This is a genomic window from Alteromonas salexigens, assembly GCF_025628895.1.
In the GTDB taxonomy this organism is placed as follows: Bacteria; Pseudomonadota; Gammaproteobacteria; order Enterobacterales; family Alteromonadaceae; genus Alteromonas; species Alteromonas salexigens.
The window spans coordinates 256,052-279,813 of sequence record NZ_JAOTJC010000008.1 but is presented as its reverse complement, the minus strand read 5'-3'; the positions used below and the strand labels follow the sequence as shown (position 1 = coordinate 279,813).

Here is a 23,762-nt window from a genome sequence, read left to right as displayed (position 1 = left end):
GCAGGGAATGACAACAGCGCAATTACAACAGGCATGGTCGCAGGCCGTGTCTCTTTATCAGCATAAACAATATGACGCCGCTTTATCGCTGTGTAAGCAACTGGCGACGGCACAGCACGCCCCGCAGGTGCGACTGTTATTGGCGCAGTGTTATCGCAAAACCGGTCAAACTCAGCAAGCACTGCGTGTTTACCAGCAACTTTTGAAATCTGCCCCGAATAACCCGGATGTGCTGTGTGGTCAGGCTGGTGCATACGCAGACAAGGGTGACACATCCAAAGCCAGGCAGTGCTATACCCGCGCACTGCGTGTCAATCCCAAACACTACGATACGAATTTTAACTTCGCCCGGCTCCTCAACGCGGATGGTGAGGCCAGTCAGGCTGCCGAGTATTACGGTCGCGCGGCAAATCTAACCCAACAACCTGTTGCGGCGCTGGTTGCTCAGGCGCAGTGCTGGCTTCAGTGTCGAGAGCATAAAAAGGCAGTATCCCAGTTACTTGCTCTGCAACAAGAGCAGCCTGCCAATTATACCGTTAACGTTACTCTGGCCACTGCCTATAAAACGTGTTCTGACTTTGCCAGTGCGCAGGCGCTACTGACAAAGCTACATGCTGCCGATCCTTCCGATCTCAGAGTGAGCCAGTTATTGGCCGACGTGGCCTTTGAGGCCGGTGACTATCACACGGCGGAACACCAGTATAAGCACTTACTTACAGTAAACCCGCTTAATAGCAAGGCAGTACAGGGACTTGCGCAGACACGTTGGATGTTGTGTGACAGCAACTGGAAAGCCGTATACGAATCAGCCCTGGCTACAGCGCCAGACGATCGCGCTATTCTCACTGTGTATGGGCTGCATCTGATTAAAGCAGAACAGCTGGATGAGGCGTACCAGTTACTATGCCCGCTTGCCGATACAATTCTCTCCCACCCTCCTTTGTCGGCCATGCTTGGGCTACTGGAACGGGAACGCGGAGACATCGCCGGGTCATGCCAGCGTTTGAAGCGTGCTGTTAAATCACATCCGGATGTGAATGAACTGCAAAAGGAACTAGCCATTACTTTAATGTGCAACAACCAGCCCAATGACGCTGGCAAAATCATTAAAGGCCTGATGCGCAAAGAGCCTTGGAACAAGGGATGGATTGCGCACCAAAGCGCATTAGATAAACTTCAAAAGAATGTAACCAGCTATGCCAGGCTGCATGACTACCATGAATTTGTGTTCGCTAACCCTATTACTACGCCCGCAGGCTTTAAAAACAACGCGGCATTCAATGCTGCGCTGGCAGCGGATTTAAATCAGCTGCATCAACGTCTTCACGCACCGCCTGTTGAACAGTCGTTGCGTACGGGTACGCAAACTTTTGGCAACCTGTTTGATCAAAACATTGCTACCGTGCAGGCACTCAAGCAAGCGATTTCCGAACAAGTCAGCCGGTATATCGGGCAGCTACCCAGGATCCCCGGGCACCCGCTGTGTGGTGAAAAGACAAACCAGTTTGATTACTCGGGGTCGTGGTCAGTAAGACTGGCGGGAACCGGGTATCACCGTAATCATTATCACCATGAGGGCTGGATCAGCGCCTGCTATTACGTCAGCTTACCTGAAGCCCTGACACACGATGGCCAGGGCTGGATTAAGTTTGGCCAGCCTGATATCAGTAGCCAGTTGATCTTTGAGCCTGACTTTGTGCTTAAACCTCAAGCCGGTCACGTAGTGCTCTTCCCATCGTATATGTGGCACGGGACTGTGCCTTTTGAATCAGATGAAAACAGGCTGACTGTCGCTTTCGATATTGTACCGACATAAATCAACAACAATAATAAGGAGATTTTTATGTTCTGGGGAAAAATGACGCCTGAAAAAGGCAAAGAGGACGTCACCCGACGCCACCCTGATGTGCTTGAAATGTCCAAAGGTGAAATGTTTCTGGCTGCCTGTATGCAGGTATTCCGTAACGCCTACGGGTTTGTGGAAGCCACCAATGAAGGCCTGGCCAAAGACAGTCAGGGTAATCCCTTGCCCCTATACACCTACCCTGCAATAGAATACCTGCAACAGTTCGATTACCGTGAAAAACGGGTATTTGAATTCGGTTCAGGCGCCTCCACCCTGTTCTGGATGGCCCGCGCGAAACAAGTGGTGAGTATTGAGAACAACCCACAGTGGCATCAATTTGTCAGTCAGCAGACCGCCGATAATGACAATGCATCAGTCTTGTTAGCGCAGGGAGACAGCTTCCCGTTTACGTTGTCTGATCAGGATGGCGAGTTTGATGTCATCGTTGTGGATGGCGGCGGATACCGGTATGACTGTGCCGCGCAGGCGGTGAGCAAGCTGGCTAAAGGTGGCGTGATCATTCTCGACAACGCTGACTGGCATCACCAGACGGCCGCATTCTTAAAGCAGCAAGGATTATTACAGGTGGATATGACCGGGTTTAAACCTTGTGAATCCCATACTTCCACGACATCGTTATTTCTGCACCGCGAATTTGACTTCCCGGTCGCAGGTGACCGACAGCCAGCGTTTGGCATGGGCGCCAAACATTTGCATTCCAGTGACTGGGATAAACCTTACGCGAAAAAACCGTGACCATGAAAAAAGCCTGCAAATGTGCAGGCTTTTTTCGCAGCTTTATCAGCCTTGATACCCGCTTCGGCGTTACTGACCTGTAACTGAGCTCTCGTGGGCCATGCGACGCTGGACGTTTTCCATCTCCTGACGTGCCGCTTCCCGTGCAATTTCACGCTGACGCGGTGTCATGCACACTTTCTTTTTAAGGTTCGAGCCGGTTACCCGGGTATACTCACATACCAGATCATCACGATCCTTGCCCGCCTTGGCAATATGATCGTCAGAGGTAGCACAGCCGGTGAGGGCAGTTAAGCTCGCAAGGGCCGCAATTCCGATTAGTTTTTTCATTTCATACAATCCTTTATTGTGTATTTAAAATCCTGTTAATGGGTTAACAAACCGCTGCACAGAAATAGCACAACTTTTGTTCACACTCCACTAATATGCGATAAGTGACCACCGCACATGCACTGCATTTTGACAACAAATTGTGGCAAGATACCCCCCAACTTGTATTGCTGACGTAAGTCCCGGCAGTGTTTCGGAATTATCATACTCTCAAGCACTGGCCAGTGTATGAATTTAAATGTAAATAGGTATGTATGCCCGCTATCAACTTAAACAATATTTCTACGCTGCTACAGAAAGCTGATTACGGGCAGGCTAACCATTTATTAACGCATTTTTTAAGCGACCATCCTGGCAATCCGCAGGCATTGTGGCTGCAGGTGCAATGCTACTATGCACAGCACGATATACAGGCGATGTGGTCACCGGCAGAGGCTTTACTTCAACAAACTGAAACTCGCGTACCGGTGTTTGAGCGAGTAGCCGACATGCTGACAGCCCACAACGCGCCCCATCTGGTAGTGGAAGTTTACCGTCTGCTGCTTGCCCGTTTACCTGAACATCCGTTGGCTCATTTTAATCTTGCGTATGCGCTGGCCCAGATCCCACAGGTAGATGAATCGGTGCATCATTACAAACAGGCGATTGAACTAGGCATTGATAAGCCTGAAGAGGTGTGGCTGAACCAGTCGTCGGTCCTCGCAAAAGGCCGTCGTAAGGAGGAGGCTATTGCCACCCTTACAGAAGCCTGTGAATTATATCCTGAAGATATTCTTCTGAAGTTCAATCTGGCTACGCTGCTTGAGGAGGTGGCTGATAAGCCTGCTGCGATGGCAGTATATCGCGACATTTTACATCGCCAGCCTGCCACGGAGCACGTATTTGAGCGCTTAGCTAACGCTGACGCAATCAGTAACGATGACCACGCTCTCGTCGACACAGTCACTACATTGGCAGAATCTGGCCGCTGTTCACCAAAGCAGGCTGAAAGTATTTACTACGGGTTAGGAAAGTTTCACGACAGCCAGGGTCACTATACTGCAGCATTTGACTATCTGAGCAAAGCCAACAGATTCGCCAGGCAACGCATGGGCCCCTTCGATAGACAAGCATTTAACCAGTCTGTTAATGATATTGTGGCTGCTTTCCCTCGAAACGTGCACGGTCTCAGTGAGTCTGAAAGTACTGCAGAGCCCATCTTTATCTGCGGGATGTTTCGTTCTGGTACCACGCTGGTAGAGCAAATTCTCAGCCGACACCCCGCCGTAGCTTGCGCGGGAGAACTTCCTTTCTTTGTAAATCTGGCGAACGATACCGGTGGAAACTGGCTGAAGTTATCTCAAGACCCACAGTGGCTGTGTGAAATTAAAAATAATTATGAAAACCAGCTGCGTGAACAGTTTGGTCAGGCGTCCTATGTCACGGATAAGCGTCCGGATAACCTATTGTATATTGGGCTGATAAAAGCCCTGTTTCCCAACGCGCGAATTTTACTCACCCGGCGCCACCCCTTAGATACGTTGTTATCAATATACAGTCAGCATTTGGGTGGAAATCAACAATATGCGAACGGACTGGAAGATATCGCCGCGTACATCGCCGATACTGAAAAGCTTGTCACTCATTGGTGTAAGGTGTTCGGCAACGATATTCATGTAGTCAGTTATGAATCGCTGGTCCATCAGCAGGAGTCGGAAACCCGCGCAATACTGTCGTATATCGATCTTCCCTGGGACCACCGTTGTCTTGAATTTAATCAATCTTCAAATGCGGTAGCGACGGCGAGTGTCTGGCAGGTGAGAAATAAGATGTATACCAGTAGCGTTGGTCGGTGGAAGCATTATGCGAACCAGCTAAAGCCGGCAGCAGATTACTTGTCAGCGCGTGGCTTACTGTAGGGTAGCAGGAGCTACGACAACCAACCTTTAATCCTATGGTCCATACACACCCTATGGTTGTGAACAGCGTTTACAGGCACTGTCAGGCGCTTACATTACACTGTTTGGTCTTAGCCTGTGGCCCCCACTTTGTTATTGGTGCCGTCTCAGACCGGTAATTCATTCTTAGTATCCGCTAATCACCGCATACCGTAATTTCGTTATCGCTACGTATGAGTTGCGGAATTGCTTCAAACTTCAGATTCAGGAAAGCCGGAAATGCTGCCTGTCAGTAATATAAACCTGACACGTGGCTGTCTATTAACTCCCTTTCCGGCGTGAACCCACGCTTCACCGCCCTGTTGCGAACATCCACCACTTACCGGGCTATTTTAAGCAAAAAAAATCCCTCACCGAGGTGAGGGATTTATGTGTAGCTTATTTCTTAGCGTCGATTAGAACTTAGCAGTTACTCGAGCGAAGAAGTAGCGACCAGCAGTGTCATATGAATAGTTGATAGTATTCATGTCACCGTTGTTAGTAGTGTACGGTGGATCTTCATCCAACAGGTTACGCACACCGGCTGTGAACGTGTAGTTGTCCATGTAGTATGAACCGCTCAGGTCGTGGTACCAGATAGCATCTGCTGTCGTAGACAGGTTCTGCTCTGGGTTACCGCCAAACTCGTCTGTTTCAGACATCCAGCGAGATTCCCATGCCACTGAGTAGTCGTCAGCCATGAAGTTAACACCTACGTTAACTTTCCACTCGTTGAATGTTGCCAGCGCACCTTCCCATTGGTCAGTTGCAAATGTACCAGCAATATCAATCTCATCCGCACCAGCGAACGGCGTGTACTTGTATTCGTTCAGCCAGGTACCGTTAACCTTGAACTTGAACTCACCGCCAGCAGCTTCCATTCCGTAACCAAAGTCGAAGTCAACACCAGAGGTCTTGAACACGGCCAGGTTAGCGTTAGTCAGCAGTACGCCAGACGGGTTACCGATAACGTTACGACGAGGTGACGTTGGGTGAGGCGCATCGCCCTGGTACGCAGGACCTTTGATCAGGTCACACAGAGGGCTTGAGAAGCCTTCACTTGCATAACAGCCTGTTACAATGTTGTTCACACCAGCTGTACCGATACCGTTTTCGATTTCGATGTCAAAGTAGTCAAACGCCATTGTGAAGCTTGACTCATGAGACCAAACAACACCCGCTGTGAAGCTTTCTGACTCTTCTGGGCTCAGGTTTTCGTTACCACCGAATTTTGCACTTGCCTGGTTAGAAGACAGTGAGAAGTCTTCTGGCAGGCCGTCAGCCTGACAGTTTGCACGGATAGTCGCGTTATCCTGCGCAGTACCCCAGTTTACACAAGGATCAGCGTAAGATGGGTTAGTGTCTTGCTCTGGCAGGAACAGTTCAGAGATGCTCGGTGCACGGAAACCTTCTGCCCATGTTGCACGAACCAGTAAATCAGTTACCGGTACCCACTCAACACCGAACTTAGTGTTAGTAGTCGCATCGTCAAGGAAGTCGAAGTCTGAACGACGTACCGCAGCGGTAACGTTCAGAGACTCAGCCATTGGCGCGCCATCAAGAATTGGGAAGTTAGCTTCTAAGTAGAATTCTTCTACTTCGTACTGACCTTCTGTCCGGTCTGAAGCTACACCGAAGATTTGACCCAGTGATGCAGCACCATCAGGCTCACTCAGCAGGCTTTCCCAGCGTTTTTCAACACCCGCAGCCCACATGATGCGGCCACCTGGCAGTTCCAGGTCACCCAGGTCGCCCTGCAGGTTCGCCATGAATTGCTTGGTAGTTGTACGCAGTACTGGTGAATGTGTAACGGTTGCGTAGTCGATCATCTCGTCTGTCAGCGTACCGGCTTCAAACGGGTTCCAAACTCCCGGGCAGTCTGCAGTGTCTGCACACAGCTCTGGATCCAGCAGGATATCGAAACGTGGTTCGTTAGCCTGACCATAAACCATACGCGTATCTACGAAACGTGAATAGTTGTAAGACACGTCCCACGTCCAGTCGTTTGACAGGTAACCTTCGAAACCAACAACCATACGGTAGTCAGCAACGTCCTGGGTAAAGCGACGACCACCGGTTTCAGCCAGACGACGTGCTACGTATACGTCTTCACCGAATTGTTGTGCACCTGGGTTTGACTCAGGTACCAACGGGAACCAGAAAGTACCAACTGGGGCCATTAACTGCTCTGACTGACGGTTAGCCATACCGAACTCTGTGAATACTGACAGGCTGTCAGCAATTTCATAGTTCGCGCTACCGTTAGCACTGAATACTTCCTGAGGTGTTACCATGTAGCTGGCAGCAGCATAGTTATAGCCGTGCTGCGCGTTAGAGAAAGGAACGATTTCGCCGTTCTCAACTACAAAGCTTCCGCCAGATACTGGGAATGCGTGACCTTGTGGAATAGTACCTGAACCACCACAGAACGGCTCTGAACCAGGGCCATTATCAAACAGAGGACATGCTGAGAAGTCACGGTCGCCCTGCCAGATAGCGTTACGGTTGGTGTATTCCATTGACAGAACAACGTTGCCCTTGTCAGAAGAAGTACCTGTTGTGAAAGCAATCTTAGTCGTTTCGCCGTCATCTTCGTCAGTCACATCGTACTGCGCAGTAAGCTCAACACCTTCGAAATCTTTCTTTGTAATGAAGTTGATTACACCAGCGATGGCGTCAGAACCATAAACGGTAGATGCACCGTCACGTACGATTTCAACACGCTCGATGATTGATACCGGAATGGCATTCAGATCACCAGAGCTCCAGCGGCGGCCATTGATCAGTACCAGCGTACGACCAGAACCCAGACCACGTAGTGATGCAGTAGCGAAACCACGGTTACCGTTGTTTACTGTGCTACCCAGTTTCGCACCGTTGATTGCCGGTACGTTCTGTACGAAATCTTCCAGTGTGGTTACACCTGATGCTTCGATGTCTGCTGAAGTGAATACGCTGATGGGGCTAGCAGATTCCATATCAGTACGTTTGATACGTGAACCAGTAACCTGGATTTTTTCTACTGGTTCGTCAGCACCTGCTTCTTGCGCGACTACCTGAGTTGTCGTCAGGGCTGCAGACGCAGCACCGAAGGCGCAAGCCAGCTTGACTGACTTAGCCAGTTTCGAGTTTGTAAACATGTAATGTCTCCCTGGACCACTAAACTCTTTAGTGTGTGTTTTTTTAAATCGCTTTATTGAACGACTTATTATTTGTAAGGTCTTAGCCTCGATATTGATAATAACCACATCGAACGATGGGGGTCAACTGGGATCAGACGAGGGAGTTTCAAAAGTTCAATTTTTTTTGCCTGAATCCACCATGACCTGTAAAAATTAACTTACAAATATCACCTTTTTTACCTATTATTAACTCCTTTAACTTTATTCTCCTTTTCAAAAATACTTTTTTTTGCGCGATTCGTGGATAAATATGCAGTGAAGGCTCGCTTCACTGCATATTTTTTCAGTTACGTATTAAAAGCGTAAAGATGCACTTAATCTTACGTAACGTGGTGTTTGCCACGCGGTAGGACGACCGTAATTTGGATCCATGGTCGGTGCGTCCGGAGACGAAGCTTCATCATCGAAGATTTCATATACTTCGGTTACTTCGTCGCCACCCAGTACGTTGAACACATCAGCACGCAACTGCAATGTCGCATCATCAAACACGTCCATAGTGTAAGACGCTGACAAATCTACGTTCATGTAGCTGGAGGTTCTGCCGCCTGAGCCACGGGGCATCAGTTCACCATTTGCGTAGAACGACTCAGAGCCATAGGCCTGTGCAAATACATCAGTGGGGTGATAGCCAAACGAGTTGATAGGACGGCCTGACTGCCACTGCACATTTGCGCCTACATTCAGTTGCTCAGTAATGGCATAGGAACCAAATACCTTGACCTGATGACGACGGTCGTTAGGCAGGTCGCCATACGCGCCATCCAGCAATCCGGGCTGGTCGAACAGGGTTGTCAAACCGGCATCGTCCTGACCATTGTCTGAGCGCACATAACCTTCGTTGTTACCCCAGCTGTGAGACCAGGTGTAAGCCGCATTTAGCAGCCATACGCCGTCCCAGGCTTTTTCAAAGGTGACATCAACGGCGGCGTATTTACGCACTGAATCCGGGTAGCCCAGGTCTTCAGCAGACAAATCCATGAATACCTGTTCGCCCTCTGCACCAGGCAGTTCAGTGGTGGCGATACGCATATCTGAACCCGGATTCGTCAGTACATATGAATGGAAGCCGGTCCAGATATCAGACACATCACCATAACCGTTGTCTGCCGCCCACTCGATTACCGCGGCGTCAATGGCCACATCTTCAATAGTGGTGGACAACTCACGATACGTGCCCTGAACCGCCATGCTCCACTCTTCGCTCAGCTGGAACTGGTAGCCGGCAATAAACTCGTCGGAGTACATAGAGTCCAGATTCTGGTCGACAATTTCCGCTGGAGTGGCGGCGGAGCCATTGGCAAACACTTCATCTTCACGGGTTTTATCACCGGTCAGATTAGGAATGAACAGGTCTGGGTCGGCATACCCTTCAAACTCGTAATATTCCTGAATATAGGTTTCGGCACCGGCAAGGCGAATATTGGTATTCGCAGCCACCGGCAGATAGTAACGGCCGTAGTTTACCCAGGCCTTGGACTCGCCATCACCCATTACGTCCCAGACAGCCCCTAAACGCAGGCCCCACTGGTTCGACAGGTCTACGAAGGTATCGCCGTTAGCATTAAAGTTTTCGAACGAATCATTACGAATACCGGCGTTTATCACCAGATTATCCGTGGCCTGCCACTGATCCTGAACATAAAACGCAAAATTTTCAGATTCAAAGGTCCCACCTACTTCATAGGTTCTGTGACGAACCTGATAAATATCTTCGTTAGCCGGATCGCTGTCATCGACGTAGTACAGGTAATAAGCGCCACCAGAATTCGTTGTCAGCGACTCAGCGGTGAGCTCTTCGTAATCAACACCAAAACGGATGGAGTGGTCGCCTACATACCAGTCCGCGTCAACCCGGAACACTTTACGCTCATCCTTGCCTTGATCGACAGAGAAGTTCGCAAAGGTGGTAGAAGGCACAAACGCGCCCGAACTGTCATACCGGAAATAAACGGCGGGATTCGCGTCCAGCGCACTTTGCGTGGTGCGGTCCTGTTCGTTCACGCCGTACTGTGCTGAAATCGAAAAGTCAGCATTGATAATACTGGTGTATTTAACCGTGTAGTTCAGACCACCTTTATCTTCAGACCCGTAAGTAGGTTCGCTGGCGCGCTCACCATCGAGGGTTCTGTAACGGGTAATGGTAGTGGACTGCTCATCAGAAAATGCGGTGATTTCCAGAATATTATCTTCGGTCATGTACCAGTCAATTTTAGCGCCCCAGAATGCATCGTCGTCATTCTGAACTTCCATAAACTGACTTAGCTGGTCGCCCGAACGGGTCTGGCGAAGTGCGTCGGTCTCTTCCCGATCACGGGGATTAAACAGCACATAATAAAACAGCTCGTCTTCAATGAGCGCGCCGCTGGCCCACAAGTTCGCATCCCACAAGGTTTCTTCGTCTTTGCGGTTGTCTATACGGTACAGACCATCAACTTTGTTGTTAGGGGGATCGTCCCGTAGCGCATCGGGCTCAATGTAATAATTGACGCCCCACTTAAATTCGTTGGTACCGCTTTTCGTCTTAGCGTTTATCACCCCACCGGTGACACGCCCGAATTCGGCAGAATACCCACCGGTTTTAACTTCAAACGTCTCATACATTTCGAAAGGCGGTTGCGAGGAGCCTACACCGGTTCGGAAGTTAGTCAGGTTCAGACCGTTTACAAAGTAGGCGTTTTCACCTACCGATGCGCCGCCAATCGAAGGCAGATCGCCGAACGCTGAGTCACCTTTCGTGGTGCCCGGTGCCAGCAGTGCCACCGAGGTCAGGTTTCTGGGCACCGGCACCTTCTCAAGGGTCACCTGATCAACCACAATGCCGGTACTTGAACTGGTTACATCTACCATGGCTATTGAGCTGCCGGTCACCTCAATGCGTTCCACGTCCATACTGGAGAGGGCCAGATTGATATTGGTTTTTCCGCTAATCCCTACCCGAATATTTTCTTGCAGGTTGCGGCGGTAACCGTCCTTTTCAGCCACAATATTATAGGTACCTGGCGGTAGCAGTGGGAAACGGAACAGACCGTTATCGTTGGTTTCTACGGTACGGGTCAGGCCGGTGTCAACGTTTTCAATAGTGATGGTGGCGCCGGCAATTTTATCGCCGTCTGCTTCGATAGCGTTACCCTGGATATAACCGGTGGTGCCGTCGGCAAGTGCCGGCGTCGCCATACCTAAACCCAAAGCAACAGCGAGCACGGCTGTGCGCTTTTTGAAATTGATCATTTTTTCTCCATGGTTCGCTAATTTGCTTAGCGACAAAATTCCTTAAGAAAGGATTTATTATTATCACGAGATAGTTATCTCAAATTCAGACTAATCAAAATAAAATCCTTTCGTCAAACAGCAAAATTCCTCTTTTTTATGAAAATAACCGTTCCCCATGTAAATAAAATGAAACATCTTTGAAATATTTGAAACACTTAATATATTGCCAGCTTAATAAGGGCGAGGCCTTCGGTTAGACTAAAGTCTATATTCGAGAAATCTTAACTGGTAACAATCTGCTTTTATTAAATTTTTCAGCCGCTCGTCGCATTGTACAATTATTATACATTACAGGTTTTTAAAAACTTTTTGCTACAAACCAGTACTTAAATGTGATTTTAAAAACACTTAAAGGAATATTAATTCACCGGCAAACAGACATAAAAAAAGCGGCAATCGCCGCTTTTTATTTTCCTGTCTGGAAAGAAGTTATTTTGTTTTATCCGCACTGAGATAAAATCCCAGATAGCGTGAAATCTCATCGGGTAACGGCGGTAACATATCTTTCGGTAACAAGAACGTAGCCATATTGAAAAAATCCGAGAATATCCGGTTAGATTCCGTGGTTTTCTTAAGGTACTGGTGGCCTGAAGAGCCTCCTGTGCCAATCTTAGTGCCCAGCATACGTTGTACCATCATCGCGTGGCGATAACGCCAGATAGTTAGCTTTTCATCAATCTCCGTTAAGGCTGTAATAACCTGGAATGGCAGGTTAAAAATGGGCTCTTCTGAGTACTGTTTGATAAATAATGCCGACAACATTGCTTTCTGGTTCAGACGAAACTTACCTTCTGACTGAAGTGCGTCATAGCGCTTGGCATTAAACAACGCATCGAAGTTCTCCCGGGTGGACTGCCAGTCTTTCAGTTCCTGCTGCTTTTCTTTTTCACTGAGGGTGGCGTTTGTCTCGATTGTCTGTTTATCCTGATTCAACAGCTCGTCGGTAGCATTCTGGTAATGCTGCCAGAAATCGAAGTTATCCATTTTTAATAGCGGTAACCGCTCCAGCCAGCGTTCTATCAATTCAAACAAGCTAGGCTTTTCTTCCAGCGCCTCCAGCAGACTTCTGTCATCATCCGTTAAGCGGTTGTAGAAGCTCTGTTTGTCAAAATCAATGCGGTATTCACGCTTCAGACCCAACGAAATTTCGAGGCGCTTAAACTGAATACTCTGGAAGCCAGACGCCGGTACCAGCAGGTCGCGAAATGATAAAAACTGCTGCGGTGTCATGGTTTCCATCACGCTTATCTGATCATTCATCAGTTGCTGGATTTGGATAATACGGTTGAGCCGGTGCACCACACCTATCAGTTGCTGATCTTTGACCTGATCCGGAATAAAGGTATCAATAACGGCGTTGAGTTCATGCAACACCTGCTTGAACCACAGTTCATATACCTGGTGAACAATGATAAATAGCATTTCGTCATGAGCTGGCTCACCGTATTTAGCGCTTTCCAGCGACTGGGCGCCGAGCAACTTATCCAGTTGTAAATAATCGCCATAATAAACAGGGGTAGTATTACGTTTCATGCTGTTCTCTTGTGTGTATATCCAGACTAATAGCAACCTTGATCCGCGTGGTACGGGTGATTCGCCTGTCCCGGCAGGGGTGCCTTGTCTGATTGTCAATTATGTGTGAAATCTTAACACTCACGCCTCGACATCAACAGAGAACCAGCTATAAGGTATAAAGAAACTCTGTAAAGGAATGAAGTATGAAGCTGGACGATGATATCCATAACTATTACGAACATCTGGTATTACAGCGATTGACCGAGCTCGGTCTGGATAAATCCAAAAATGCAGATTATCTGGCAGACTTATGTTGTCTCGCGCTCAATCAGGTGCCACCCCGTTATATTCGCTATGAGGTCGATATGGCTTTCTATTTGCCACAAAGTGAGCGTCAGCAAATGAAGATGAATGTTGATTACGCGGTAGACAAAGCCATCAGGTTTTTGGATCAGGCTGAGGACAGAAAGCGCCAGGAAGCGTAGTAAAAAAGAGGGAATTTGGGTGGCAGGCTCCCAGCCACATCCCGGCACATGAGTCGTTTGCTGCGGCTGCTCCCTTCCAGGCCTGACCGGATTCACAAAGTATCATTGCGGGAGGACCAAGAGCCCACCATAGAACTTTACTCAGTTCGTGGGGCGAATGCCTCGTCGAACTGAGCGGCGCATTATGACGATTTGACTGACAACAATCAACCCTTTGCGGTAAATCGTTCTTCGGCCATCGTATTAGCGATACGGTTTGTCGCCGTGGCTTCTTCCTCGGCGCGCGAGTAAATTGCTTTCAGGGTTGTCCCGATTTGCTCGATATGTTCCCGCATAGCTTCATTAGAGGAGCTCTCTTTACGCTGATGGAAAATATCAATCACACCGCCGGCGTTAATCACATAGTCTGGGGCATATAAGATCCCCCGCTCGCGCAGCAGCTCGCCCATTTCTTCACGCGCCAGCTGGTTATTGGCAGCGCCGGCAATGACCTTGGCTTTGATGGCGGGCAGCGTTTCATCATTGATTGACGCGCCCATGGCGCACGGGGCAATCACATCGACGTCTAAGCCGTAGATCTCTTCCGGCGCGACTGCCGTAGCACCAAGCTCAGCCACGGCCTTGTCTACGCCTTCCGGGTAGATGTCAGTCACAAACAATTGAGCACCGGCTTCATGAAGGTGTTTCGCCAGACGATACCCCACGTGCCCCATGCCCTGAATGGCCACTTTTACGCCTTTCAAATCCGATTTCAGGCCGTATTCTACACTGGCACGCACGCCGACAAACACACCGTAAGCGGTAGATGGCGCCGGGTTTCCGTCGGCTTCTTCGCCATTGTAGTGATAATGCGCTTTTACACCGGCAATGTAATCTGATTCTTCGGCCATGGTAGCCAGGTCACTGACCGCAATCCCTGAGTCTTCAGCTGTAAAGTATTTGCCGCCCAAAGAATCAACAAAGCGTCCCATGGCGCGCATCATTTCCGGCGTTTTGGCTTTACGCGGGTCGCCGATTATTACAGACTTGCCGCCGCCCAGCTCGAGGTTCGCCATTGCCGCTTTGTAGGTCATGCCTTTCGATAAACGCAGCACGTCCGTAAGGGCTTCTGAACTGTTGATATATGGCCACATGCGACACCCGCCCAGAGCTGGTCCCAGGTTGGTATTGTGTACCGCGATAATGGCACTCAAGCCGGCCTCATCATCGTGATAAAACGCCACGTGTTCGTGGTTATCAAATTCAGGATGGTCGAATACAGACATAGTCACTCAATGGTTGGTCAATTTTGCATTATGATACTCGATCCGCCGGAGGACATGCGTTGCGAACTTTGTTAATGGTTTTTACAAACTGAAATGCGGTTTTTATGAACCACATTAAGCTAGGATGTGTATCCTAGAATCATTTTCATTATATAATAGCTATCATAACCACTGTGGGATTGTCGTTAATGAAACTGGATAAATTTGATCGCGAGATACTCCGCGTTTTGCAGCAGGACGCCACCGTCTCTATGGCCGACCTCAGCCAGCAGGTAGGCCTGTCGCATACGCCCTGTTGGCGACGAGTTAAACGTATGGAAGCTGACGGAATTATTCTCCGGAAAGTGACGCTGCTCAATAGCAAGAAACTGAATCTGGGGGTGTCGGTATTTATTTACGTGACATTGAAGAATCACGACGGTGACTCGCTTACCGACTTTGAAAATGCCGTACAGTCTATTGATGAGATTGTTGAGTGCCACACCACCAGCGGCGAAAAAGACTATCTGCTGAAAGTGATTGTTGAAAGCATTGAAGAGTATGAGTATTTACTGAAGCACAAACTGACCCACTTGCCATTGGTCGATCACCTAAGTTCTACCTTTGCACTCAAGCAGGTTAAAAACACCACGGAACTGCCCATAAAAAGTCAGTAAGGTCTGCCTCGGTGGGATAGCTTAATAATAAAAAGGCCGCTCTGAGAGCGGCCTTAGTGTTACTGTGCGTCGGGCTGATTTTCTGGCAGTGCCTGCTCAAACGCAGGCAGCTGGTTACAGTTATCGACAATTTTACTGATCAGCGGAAATTTACTCATTTCCACTCCAAACCGCTTCGCATTGTAGACCTGCGGCACCAGACAAATGTCGGCCAGTGTAACGTCGAAGTCGAAACAGTATTTCCCTGCCTGCGTTTGCAAGCGCTGCTCTATACCTTCAAAACCTCGCTCAATCCAGCACGCCGCCCACTGGGCCACGTCATCCTGCGAAGCCGAAAAGCGAGACTTGAGGGCATTTAACACCCGTAAGTTCCCTAACGGTTGAATATCGCAGGCAATGTCCTGCGCCAGTGCAGTCACTCGGGCTTTTTCAACGGCATGGGCAGGCAACAAAGGAGCCGGCTGAGGATAACGCTCATCCAGATACGTAATAATACTTAACGACTGGTTGAGAATAATATCCTCATCGTCATCCACCAGAGTGGGCAGTAACCGCGCCGGATTCAGCTGCTGGTAATCAGGCAGGTGTTGCTCCCCCCCTTCTTTAACCAGGTGGACCGGCACAATGTCGTAGTCCAGCTGCTTCAGATTCAGGGCTATCCGCACCCGGTAAGATGCCGTCGAACGCCAGTAACTGTATAATTTAAGGCTCATAATTAACTACCTTCTAAACTCAGCCAGCGATATCGTTTAATTAAGCGGCTTTATCTGTTGGTCGATGGTGCCGAAAATAGAATTGCCCTGAGCGTCATTCATTTCAATGCGGATACGATCCCCAAACTGCATGAACGGAGTCGTCGGTTTGCCGTCACGGATGGTTTCGATCATGCGTACTTCGGCGATACACGAGTAACCTACCCCACCTTCACTGATCGCTGAGCCGTGTTCTGTGCCCTGCTTATTCGATACTGTGCCGGAACCCACGATAGCGCCTGCCCCCAGATTACGGGATTTGGCGGCATGGGCAACCAACTGACCGAAATCAAAGGTCATGTCTTCGCCAGCTTCAGGCTTACCAAACAATTCACCGTTGTAGGTAGAACGCAATGGTAAATGTACCTTGTTATCGCGCCACGCTTCGCCCAGCTCATCCGGCGTGACCGCTACCGGTGAAAAGCTGGAAGCAGGTTTAGACTGGAAAAAGCCAAATCCTTTTGCCAGCTCGCCGGGAATTAGTCCGCGCAGCGATACATCATTTACCAGCATGATCAGGCGAATGCGCTCAGCAGCCTGCTCTGGCGTACACGCCATCGGTACGTCGTCAGTAACCACCGCCACTTCACCTTCAAAATCAATGCCCCATTCATCGCTGGGCAGGATCACATCGTCCTTCGGACCTATAAAGTCGTCGGAACCGCCCTGGTACATTAACGGATCGGTCCAGAAGCTTTCCGGCATTTCAGCGCCACGGGCTTTACGCACTAATTCCACGTGGTTTACATAGGCACTGCCGTCGGCCCACTGATAGGCACGGGGTAACGGAGATTCGCAGCGGGTCTCCTGAAACGGCTCACTGTCACCCACATTGTCATTCAAATCCTGATAACGGGCTTCTAACTGCGGCGCCACGGCTTTCCAGTTGTCCAGTGCGAACTGCATAGTAGGTGCAATGTCTGCTACTTTGCAGGCCCGGGTCAGATCCCTGGAAACCAGCATTAACTGGCCGTCACGGGTGTCGTTTTTATACGTTGCAAACTTCATAAATCAGTCCTTATCGTTGTCTTCGGGGCGCCAGCTATACACATAATCGGGGTTTTCAACCCGTCCGGCTGCCTCTGTAAATGTCAGAGCGTCGCGGGTATCCAGCATAACCGCCACCTCATCGGTGAAGGTTTTCTTGTGCGCGCGGCCGGTAGCAAAGGCTTTGGGATGCGGGCCGTGAGTAAACCCGGCCGGGTGGAAAGTCACCATCCCTTTTTCAATATTGTCGCGGCTGAAGAAATCCCCTTCGTGGTAAAACAGCACTTCATCGTAGTCGTCATTGTTGTGATAGAAAGGCACTTTCAGGGCGCCGGGATCACTCTCAATGGGACGGGGCACAAAAGTACACACGACGAACCGCGCAGCCACAAAGGTGGTATGTGCCGAGGGCGGCAGGTGATAGCGGTGGCTCATCAACGGGCGGATATCCCGCCAGTTCAGCCGTACCACACTCAGATCGCCGTGCCAGCCAATGGCGTCCAGCGGGTTAAACGGATAGGTGATCCGCGAGCGGGCCTGATGACGCTTCACTTCTACCTGCCAGGTATTCTCATCTTGCTGTGCCAGGAAGGTGTCGTTTATCTGCGGCGTATCCAATACCGCCGGATCGAAGATGGCGTGACCACCCAGCATGCCCTTATCGGGTAACTGATAGCTGTCGTTGGTAGCCTCGATCATCAGGATCTGCATTGGCTGTGAAGGCTCAAGCCGCCACAGGGTAGACCGTGGAATTACCACATAGTCGCCCTGCACCAGACTCAAATGACCATAGTCACAAAACAGCTCACCCTCGCCTTCGTGAATGAACAACAAATCGTCGCCGTCGGCATTGCGCGCCAGCGTGGTCATAGCGTCATTACATTGCCATAACCGGTACTGACAATGCGCATTGTGCAGAATCACCGGCGCATCGAAGGGGCAGGCAGTGGCCACGGCCGTGCCCTGGCTTTCCAGCTGGTTTAAGTCAAACGCCCGCGGACGCAAATCGCCTTCCCACTCAACCCAGCCTGTTGGCGCATGCTTGTGGTGCATGTGGGTGGCCGGACCGAAGAATCCGCTTCGGCCCAGCTCACGTTCGTAAATGCCTTCCTCGGGAAAATCCGCGTGCGCCTGACGGGAATGGGTACCCTGAGCGGCCGGGAATTTAATCCAGTTACGCATCTTGTTTCTCGTCAATTACGCCACGACGGATTTGGTCTTCTTCGATTGACTCGAACAGGGCTTTGAAGTTGCCTTCACCGAAGCCTTCGTTACCTTTACGCTGGATAATTTCGAAGAATACCGGCCCAATTACTGTGTCGGTAAAGATTTGCAGCAGAATGCCGTCTTTCATTGGCGCACCGTCAATCAGGATCTTCAGTTCCTGAAGCTCATCCAGGTTTTCACCATGTCCTTCTACCCGATTATTTACTTGCTCGTAGTACGTATCAGGCGTATGCATGAAATTCATACCACGGGCTTTCAGGTCACGTACAGTCTGGTAGATATCACTGGTAGACAGCGCGATGTGCTGGATCCCTTCACCATTGTATTCTTTGATAAACTCTTCTATCTGCGACTTATCATCAGACGACTCGTTAATGGGGATACGGATTTTGCCGCACGGTGACGTCATGGCCTTACTTACCAGCCCGGTCAGTTTACCTTCGATGTCAAAATAACGGATTTCACGGAAGTTACCGATACGCTCATAAAAATCAGCCCATACCGCCATATTTCCGCGACGTACGTTGTGAGTCAGGTGGTCAAGTACTTCGAGGCCGGCATTGCTCTGGGCTACTTTATCTTCCCAGTTGTCATAGAACTTGAAGTCGATATCGTAAATACCGCCATCCTGATAACGGTCAACAAAATACAGGGTGCTTTCACCAATGCCGTACACCGCCGGGATGTTCAGTTCCATCGGCCCCAGGTTGCCAACGAATTGCTTCGCGCCGTTTTCCAGCGCATGCTCCAACGCCTTACCCGCGTCTTTAACACGAAAAGCCATACCACATACACTCGGACCACGCAGACGGGCGAACTCTTCTGCCTGGGAAGCTGGTTCAGCATTTACAATAAAGTTGATATCACCCTGGCGATACAGCCATACACGCTTTGATTTGTGCTTCGCTACTTCGGCAAAGCCCAGCGCTGAGAACAGCTCTTTGAGTGCATTAATCCCTTTCTCGTCCGCCGCTGTATATTCAACGAATTCGAAGCCATCAGTACCCAGTGGGTTATAAGAAAAATCAGTTGTTGTCATGTTCTGCACCTGTTGGTTAACAATTTATTTGCATAATAGACAACAAATTTCACACAGAGAGAAGAGCCAGCGGGAAGTTATCAGTCAGCCTCAGGACTTCAGGTTATGTATAGAAAAGTGAACAGCGGCAAGGGAGAATTGGAAGGTACGTAAATTACGCCCCGTGGAGCCACGAGGCGTAAACGCTCAGTTACAACGCGTAATTATAGCTTTACAGTTCCTTTGTTGATGCCATATTCGCGCAATTTGTTGGCAATGGCGGTGTGGCTCAATCCCAGCTTTTTCGCCAGCTGACGGGTACTTGGGTAAGAGGGGTACAAGCGTCGTAACAGATCCTTCTCGAACTTCTTCACTTCCTCATCTAAGGTGCCTTCGAAGTTCTCGTCAATGTAGGTCACGCTGGGGGCGCAACTGGGCAGCTGGATATCTTCCTTGGTAATTTCATTGCCATCCAGCAAAGACAACGCCCGATACAACGCGTTTTGCAGTTGGCGGACATTACCCGGCCACGGATATTGCTGCAGATATTCCACACATGACTTGCTGAGCTTAGCAGGCCGGCGGCCCAGTTTGCCGCTGTGTTGTAAAATAAACGTTTCGGCTAACAGCACAATGTCCGCGCGACGTTCTTTAAGGGACGGCATGACCAGACTCAGAACATTCAGCCGGTAATACAGCTCCTTACGGAATCGTCCCTCTTCCACCATCTGCCCTAAATCCCGGCAGGTAGTACAGATTACCCGCACATCCACTTCTACCGGCTGGTTATCGCCCACGCGACGGAATTCCCCATCTTCGAGCACGCGCAAAAGTTTGGCCTGTAACTGAGTAGACATGTCGGCGATCTCGTCCAACAGCAGGGTGCCACCTTTGGCCAGCTCCAGCAGCCCGGCTTTACCTTCCGGCTGATTAAACGCGCCAGTGCCGTAACCAAATAACTCGGTTTCGGCTACGCTGTCGGGCAAAGACGCACAGTTTAACGCCAGGAACTCGCCGCTGCTTCTGCGACTGGCCTGATGACACGCACGGGCAATCATCTCTTTACCGGTGCCGGTTTCACCGAAGATCAGAATCGGGGCATCCAAATCCGCCACTTGCTTGGCTTCTTTAACAGTTTTGCGCATAGCGGTCGACGAGGTAACGAAGCGGTCGAAGCTGTCAGTATCCTGCTGGTGAAACGCACTAAATTGCTGACCCAGACGCAGTTCTGATTTAAGAATGACCACCGCTCCGGCCAAGATCGGATTGTTGTCACCATCCGGCACCGTAATCGGCAATACATCAGCCAGGTAGTCCTGCTGAATAAACTTCACTTTTGCGGTTTGATGGGTGGTGTTTTTAGACTCCATCCAGCGTACAAAGTTAAAGCCTTTCACCAGGTCGGCAATATCGAGTCCGGTAACTTCGGTAAACGCCATTTCCAGCCCACTGGTTACCGCTTCATTACACATCAGTACCGAGCCACGGATATCAATGGAAAACACAGGATCCGGCAAGGTACGTAGGATGGCCGAGAGCTGATTTTTCTCACGCTCACCAGGCATGAAAGGCGTGGTCTTCACATCATCAATGCCGTCTATCCGGCGGATTTGTGGCATCAGATGCTGAAAATCAGCAAATTCAATATTAGGGAAATTAAGAAAAATTTTTCCGGTAGGGTCAATTTCAATCCCACGTAAATCAATTTCATGGGTAACCAGAATATCTAACACGTCCTGTGTGATGCCCAGGCGATCCTGGCAGGTAATTTCTAAGCGCATAGCCGTTTCTTATGTAAAGTTATTTTTACATCTTATCACAAGATTGTAACAGCGAAATAAGAATTTATTGGAATAGTTACGTGTAGCGGCTATGGCGGTTCAATCAGACAGGGCGCGAATGCGCCCTGCCGGGTAGTGATTAACTGGCTTTTTTCTCTTTCGGTGGGAACAGAGGCTCAAACAAGCCCAGCTTTTTGGCTTTTTCCACCAGCGCCATAATGTCCATTTCGGCGAGCGAGAACAGATCATCGAATTCGTCCAGAATGTAATATAGCGGCTGCATAATATCAATACGGTAGGGTGTACGCAGCGCGTCAATGGGAGTCAGCGGTTTACGTACCGGAGTGTCTGACTCAAGGGCATATACGGTTTCACCCGGTGAGGAAAGAATACCGCCACCATAAATGCGTAAGCCTTCCTGGGTTTTGACCAGCCCGAACTCGACGGTGAACCAATACAGACGGGCCAGATAAACCCGATCTTCCTTATTGGCCGCCAGTCCCAGCTTGCCGTATGTATGCGTAAAGTGAGCAAACGCCGGATTGGTAAGTAACGGACAGTGTCCGAACACTTCGTGGAAAATATCTGGCTCTTGCAGGTAATCAAACTCTTCGCGGGTACGAATAAAGGTCGCAACCGGGAATTGTTTGTTCGCCAGTAACCGGAAGAACTCGGTAAAGTTGATCAGTGCAGGCACCTCAGCCGTTTGCCACCCGGTGGTCTCTGCCAGTACCTTATTGATATCCGGTAGCTGGGGGATGGCATTTTCAGACAAGCCGATCAACTCCAGCCCGTCCAGATATTGCTGACAGGCGCGCCCCTGTATCAGGTCGATCTGGCGTGCGTATAATTCTGACCAAATCTGGTTCTCTTCATCACTCCAGTGAATAATGCCATTTTCGTCAGAGGCACGGGACTTGTACTGCGTCGTTTTACTCATGAAAAACCTTCGGCGTTGCTTAATGCGTGTCTGCTAGTCTAATGAAAATCTGCGGGTGCTAAAGATACCTGACACTTTCCATGTGGAAAAGTTGCGTAACACTATATTTACATCTCACCAACACCACCGCACCCCGACAAACAGAAAAGGCAGCCCAGAGCTGCCTTTGCGAGAGATGTATCAGTTTCGTTACAGCTTGCTTATCTCACGGTTAAGCTGAAATTCGCGGGAGGTAACATACCGTTCCATATGACGAAGACGGTGCTCGGCCTCGGTAAAGCGTTTACTGATATCGATAAAGGCTTTTTTCGGCGGCTCGCCTGCCTGCCATACCTTGGTCTTGACCGACACCTTCTCAGAACTGTCGCCTTCACCCGTGTTATTGCGCCATCCTTTACCGCTATGGTGCACCACGTTTGGCGCCACGCTAACAACAGGCTCACTGCCTTTGGGCTTCTTATCCAGAATGAACCAGCCCGCAATGTATGCTACGAACATGAAAGGCCCGGCCAGTAAAAAGAACCCCGTCACCGCAAGTATGCGTACCAGCCAGCGTTCAATTCCAAAATAGTTGGCAATGCCCGCACAGACCCCGGCAATACGGGCGTGCTCTGCGTCCCGGTATAGTTGACGGCGGGGTCTCATGCGCGATTCCTCCATTCGGGCGCCTCACTATCCAAAATGGCTTCCAGTGTTTTAATACGGTCAGACATTTTTTCTGCTTTATCGGCCAGTTCCTGCAACGATGCATATTCTTCTGTCGTCAGCCCCTGGTTTACCTGCTTCTTACTGCGGTAATGCAGAATTAACCAGATGGGCGCCACAAAAATTAAGAATATAATCAGTGGTGCTGTGACTAAGGCTACAATTCCCTCTTCCATAACCATACCTCCTCTAAGACGGTAATGTGATGTTCCGCATCATCCTGATGCGTGAAATTTGAACTTATTCTTCTGATTTTGCCTTCGCTGGCTTGTTATCGCCGCCTTTTACCTTGGCCTTTAAAGCAGCAAGCTCTTCATCAATTTTATCACCGGCTTCTAATTCGGCAAATTCATCGTGTAACGATTTTTTACCGAGGTCATACGCATCCACCTGCGACTCTAAATCGTCTATCTTGCGTTCGTACTGCTCGAAACGCCCCATGGCATTGTCTACCTTGGTGCTATCCAGCGTGCGTTTTACTTCCAGACGAGAGCTGGCGGTCTTCTGACGCATAATAATGGTTTTCTGACGCGCTTTGGCATCCGCCAGTTTTTCTTGCAACTGACCAATTTCATCTTGCAGCTTGGCGATTTGCTCGTCGACAATGGTCAGTTCCCGGGTCAGCGTTTCAGCCGCCTCGGCACATTTCTTTTTCTCTTGCAGGGCAGCCCGCGCCAGATCGTCACGATCTTTACTCAGAGCCAGCTCAGCTTTGGCCGCCCAGTCACTGGCGTCAGACTCGTGCTTACTGATTTGCGCAGTAATTTCTTTTTTGTTGGCTAACGTTTTAGCGGATGCAGAACGCACCTCTACCAGTGTATCCTCCATTTCCTGAATAATTAGGCGTACCATTTTTTCAGGATCTTCGGCCTTATCCAGCAAGGAGTTTATGTTGGAGTTCACGATATCGGTGAAACGCGAGAAGATACCCATAATCTTTACCTCTAGCTTTAAGAATAGTATGCAAAATACATAACCTGCTTATGCTATTCAATTTGCTTGCCAATTAGTGAAAATCGTTATCTTGCTGTTATCCATGAGTTTTTTTGTGTATAAATAACAGTCGTACCAATCGAAGTTTTAAACTACACTATAATTTGGTCGAAATGACTAACTTTTGAGGGATCT

The 23,762-nt window shown here is 49.5% G+C and carries 19 protein-coding genes and 1 other RNA gene; 5 read left to right on the top strand and 15 right to left on the bottom strand.

Features of this window, described 5'->3' with window-relative positions; translation table 11 throughout:
• Window positions 1-7: 7 nt before the first annotated feature.
• Window positions 8-1,816 carry a tetratricopeptide repeat protein gene (locus tag OCL06_RS10795; protein WP_262994397.1) on the top strand — a complete coding sequence of 603 codons (1,809 nt, stop codon included), beginning with the start codon at window positions 8-10 and terminating at the stop codon, window positions 1,814-1,816.
• Window positions 1,817-1,843: 27 nt separating this feature from the next.
• Window positions 1,844-2,602: an O-methyltransferase gene (locus OCL06_RS10790; protein WP_262994395.1), complete on the top strand. Its 759-nt coding sequence runs from the start codon at window positions 1,844-1,846 to the stop codon at window positions 2,600-2,602.
• 69 nt (window positions 2,603-2,671) lie between these two features.
• On the opposite strand, the gene OCL06_RS10785 is transcribed toward OCL06_RS10790, so the two are convergent.
• The gene (locus OCL06_RS10785) at window positions 2,672-2,932 is read right to left on the bottom strand and encodes a hypothetical protein (RefSeq protein WP_262994394.1); all 261 of its coding nucleotides are present in this window, start codon (window positions 2,930-2,932) and stop codon (window positions 2,672-2,674) included.
• 254 nt (window positions 2,933-3,186) lie between these two features.
• Here OCL06_RS10785 and OCL06_RS10780 point away from each other — a divergent pair, with 254 nt between their 5' ends.
• The gene (locus tag OCL06_RS10780; RefSeq protein WP_262994392.1) at window positions 3,187-4,830 is read left to right on the top strand and encodes a tetratricopeptide repeat-containing sulfotransferase family protein; all 1,644 of its coding nucleotides are present in this window, start codon (window positions 3,187-3,189) and stop codon (window positions 4,828-4,830) included.
• Window positions 4,831-5,264: 434 nt separating this feature from the next.
• Here the strand turns inward: OCL06_RS10780 and OCL06_RS10775 are convergent, their stop codons facing one another.
• From OCL06_RS10775 to OCL06_RS10765, 3 genes are all read right to left on the bottom strand, one after another.
• Window positions 5,265-7,988 (bottom strand): TonB-dependent receptor domain-containing protein, encoded by a 2,724-nt coding sequence (locus OCL06_RS10775; protein WP_262994390.1) that lies wholly within the window; start codon window positions 7,986-7,988, stop codon window positions 5,265-5,267.
• 336 nt (window positions 7,989-8,324) lie between these two features.
• Window positions 8,325-11,261, bottom strand: a complete 2,937-nt coding sequence (locus OCL06_RS10770) for a TonB-dependent receptor (protein ID WP_262994388.1) — start codon at window positions 11,259-11,261, stop codon at window positions 8,325-8,327.
• Window positions 11,262-11,732: 471 nt separating this feature from the next.
• Window positions 11,733-12,836: a tryptophan 2,3-dioxygenase family protein gene (locus tag OCL06_RS10765; protein WP_262994386.1), complete on the bottom strand. Its 1,104-nt coding sequence runs from the start codon at window positions 12,834-12,836 to the stop codon at window positions 11,733-11,735.
• A 185-nt stretch (window positions 12,837-13,021) separates the two neighbouring features.
• On the opposite strand from OCL06_RS10765, the gene OCL06_RS10760 reads away from it, so the two are divergent.
• Window positions 13,022-13,303, top strand: coding sequence for a late competence development ComFB family protein (locus OCL06_RS10760; protein WP_262994384.1), 282 nt, complete (start codon window positions 13,022-13,024; stop codon window positions 13,301-13,303).
• 25 nt (window positions 13,304-13,328) lie between these two features.
• Here OCL06_RS10760 and ffs read toward each other — a convergent pair.
• Window positions 13,329-13,425, bottom strand: an RNA gene (gene ffs / locus OCL06_RS10755) — signal recognition particle sRNA small type.
• An 84-nt stretch (window positions 13,426-13,509) separates the two neighbouring features.
• Complete coding sequence (locus tag OCL06_RS10750; RefSeq protein ID WP_262994382.1) at window positions 13,510-14,568, bottom strand: Glu/Leu/Phe/Val dehydrogenase dimerization domain-containing protein; 1,059 nt, start codon at window positions 14,566-14,568, stop codon at window positions 13,510-13,512.
• A 188-nt stretch (window positions 14,569-14,756) separates the two neighbouring features.
• Here OCL06_RS10750 and OCL06_RS10745 point away from each other — a divergent pair, with 188 nt between their 5' ends.
• Window positions 14,757-15,224 carry an Lrp/AsnC family transcriptional regulator gene (locus OCL06_RS10745; protein WP_262994381.1) on the top strand — a complete coding sequence of 156 codons (468 nt, stop codon included), beginning with the start codon at window positions 14,757-14,759 and terminating at the stop codon, window positions 15,222-15,224.
• Between the two features lie 59 nt (window positions 15,225-15,283).
• Here the strand turns inward: OCL06_RS10745 and maiA are convergent, their stop codons facing one another.
• The 9 genes from maiA to pspA form a co-directional block, all read right to left on the bottom strand.
• Complete coding sequence (maiA, locus tag OCL06_RS10740; RefSeq protein WP_262994378.1) at window positions 15,284-15,937, bottom strand: maleylacetoacetate isomerase; 654 nt, start codon at window positions 15,935-15,937, stop codon at window positions 15,284-15,286.
• Window positions 15,938-15,973: 36 nt separating this feature from the next.
• Window positions 15,974-16,984: a fumarylacetoacetate hydrolase family protein gene (locus OCL06_RS10735; RefSeq protein ID WP_262994377.1), complete on the bottom strand. Its 1,011-nt coding sequence runs from the start codon at window positions 16,982-16,984 to the stop codon at window positions 15,974-15,976.
• 3 nt (window positions 16,985-16,987) lie between these two features.
• Window positions 16,988-18,145, bottom strand: a complete 1,158-nt coding sequence (locus OCL06_RS10730) for a homogentisate 1,2-dioxygenase (protein ID WP_262994376.1) — start codon at window positions 18,143-18,145, stop codon at window positions 16,988-16,990.
• Entirely contained in the window at window positions 18,138-19,229 is a 1,092-nt protein-coding gene (hppD, locus tag OCL06_RS10725; protein WP_262994375.1) for a 4-hydroxyphenylpyruvate dioxygenase, read from the bottom strand. Before hppD ends, OCL06_RS10730 begins: the two co-directional genes overlap by 8 nt.
• Before the next feature lie 203 nt (window positions 19,230-19,432).
• On the bottom strand, window positions 19,433-20,989 hold the full coding sequence (gene tyrR, locus OCL06_RS10720; protein WP_262994373.1) for a transcriptional regulator TyrR: 1,557 nt from the start codon (window positions 20,987-20,989) through the stop codon (window positions 19,433-19,435).
• A 139-nt stretch (window positions 20,990-21,128) separates the two neighbouring features.
• Complete coding sequence (gene phhA / locus OCL06_RS10715; RefSeq protein WP_262994869.1) at window positions 21,129-21,953, bottom strand: phenylalanine 4-monooxygenase; 825 nt, start codon at window positions 21,951-21,953, stop codon at window positions 21,129-21,131.
• A gap of 165 nt (window positions 21,954-22,118) precedes the next feature.
• Window positions 22,119-22,574 carry an envelope stress response membrane protein PspC gene (gene pspC / locus OCL06_RS10710; protein ID WP_262994371.1) on the bottom strand — a complete coding sequence of 152 codons (456 nt, stop codon included), beginning with the start codon at window positions 22,572-22,574 and terminating at the stop codon, window positions 22,119-22,121.
• A complete protein-coding gene (gene pspB / locus OCL06_RS10705; RefSeq protein ID WP_262994369.1) occupies window positions 22,571-22,810 on the bottom strand; it encodes an envelope stress response membrane protein PspB in 240 nt (79 codons plus the stop codon). Before pspB ends, pspC begins: the two co-directional genes overlap by 4 nt.
• Before the next feature lie 64 nt (window positions 22,811-22,874).
• Window positions 22,875-23,567, bottom strand: a complete 693-nt coding sequence (gene pspA / locus OCL06_RS10700) for a phage shock protein PspA (protein WP_262994367.1) — start codon at window positions 23,565-23,567, stop codon at window positions 22,875-22,877.
• Window positions 23,568-23,762 lie beyond the last annotated feature (195 nt).

Coding starts and splice junctions, on each gene's coding strand:
- OCL06_RS10795 (WP_262994397.1), top strand. CDS start 8: ATGACAACAGCGCAATTACAACAGGCATGGTCGCAGGCCGTGTCTCTT.
- OCL06_RS10790 (WP_262994395.1), top strand. CDS start 1,844: ATGTTCTGGGGAAAAATGACGCCTGAAAAAGGCAAAGAGGACGTCACC.
- OCL06_RS10785 (WP_262994394.1), bottom strand. CDS start 2,932: ATGAAAAAACTAATCGGAATTGCGGCCCTTGCGAGCTTAACTGCCCTC.
- OCL06_RS10780 (WP_262994392.1), top strand. CDS start 3,187: ATGCCCGCTATCAACTTAAACAATATTTCTACGCTGCTACAGAAAGCT.
- OCL06_RS10775 (WP_262994390.1), bottom strand. CDS start 7,988: ATGTTTACAAACTCGAAACTGGCTAAGTCAGTCAAGCTGGCTTGCGCC.
- OCL06_RS10770 (WP_262994388.1), bottom strand. CDS start 11,261: ATGATCAATTTCAAAAAGCGCACAGCCGTGCTCGCTGTTGCTTTGGGT.
- OCL06_RS10765 (WP_262994386.1), bottom strand. CDS start 12,836: ATGAAACGTAATACTACCCCTGTTTATTATGGCGATTATTTACAACTG.
- OCL06_RS10760 (WP_262994384.1), top strand. CDS start 13,022: ATGAAGCTGGACGATGATATCCATAACTATTACGAACATCTGGTATTA.
- OCL06_RS10750 (WP_262994382.1), bottom strand. CDS start 14,568: ATGTCTGTATTCGACCATCCTGAATTTGATAACCACGAACACGTGGCG.
- OCL06_RS10745 (WP_262994381.1), top strand. CDS start 14,757: ATGAAACTGGATAAATTTGATCGCGAGATACTCCGCGTTTTGCAGCAG.
- maiA (WP_262994378.1), bottom strand. CDS start 15,937: ATGAGCCTTAAATTATACAGTTACTGGCGTTCGACGGCATCTTACCGG.
- OCL06_RS10735 (WP_262994377.1), bottom strand. CDS start 16,984: ATGAAGTTTGCAACGTATAAAAACGACACCCGTGACGGCCAGTTAATG.
- OCL06_RS10730 (WP_262994376.1), bottom strand. CDS start 18,145: ATGCGTAACTGGATTAAATTCCCGGCCGCTCAGGGTACCCATTCCCGT.
- hppD (WP_262994375.1), bottom strand. CDS start 19,229: ATGACAACAACTGATTTTTCTTATAACCCACTGGGTACTGATGGCTTC.
- tyrR (WP_262994373.1), bottom strand. CDS start 20,989: ATGCGCTTAGAAATTACCTGCCAGGATCGCCTGGGCATCACACAGGAC.
- pspC (WP_262994371.1), bottom strand. CDS start 22,574: ATGAGACCCCGCCGTCAACTATACCGGGACGCAGAGCACGCCCGTATT.
- pspB (WP_262994369.1), bottom strand. CDS start 22,810: ATGGAAGAGGGAATTGTAGCCTTAGTCACAGCACCACTGATTATATTC.
- pspA (WP_262994367.1), bottom strand. CDS start 23,567: ATGGGTATCTTCTCGCGTTTCACCGATATCGTGAACTCCAACATAAAC.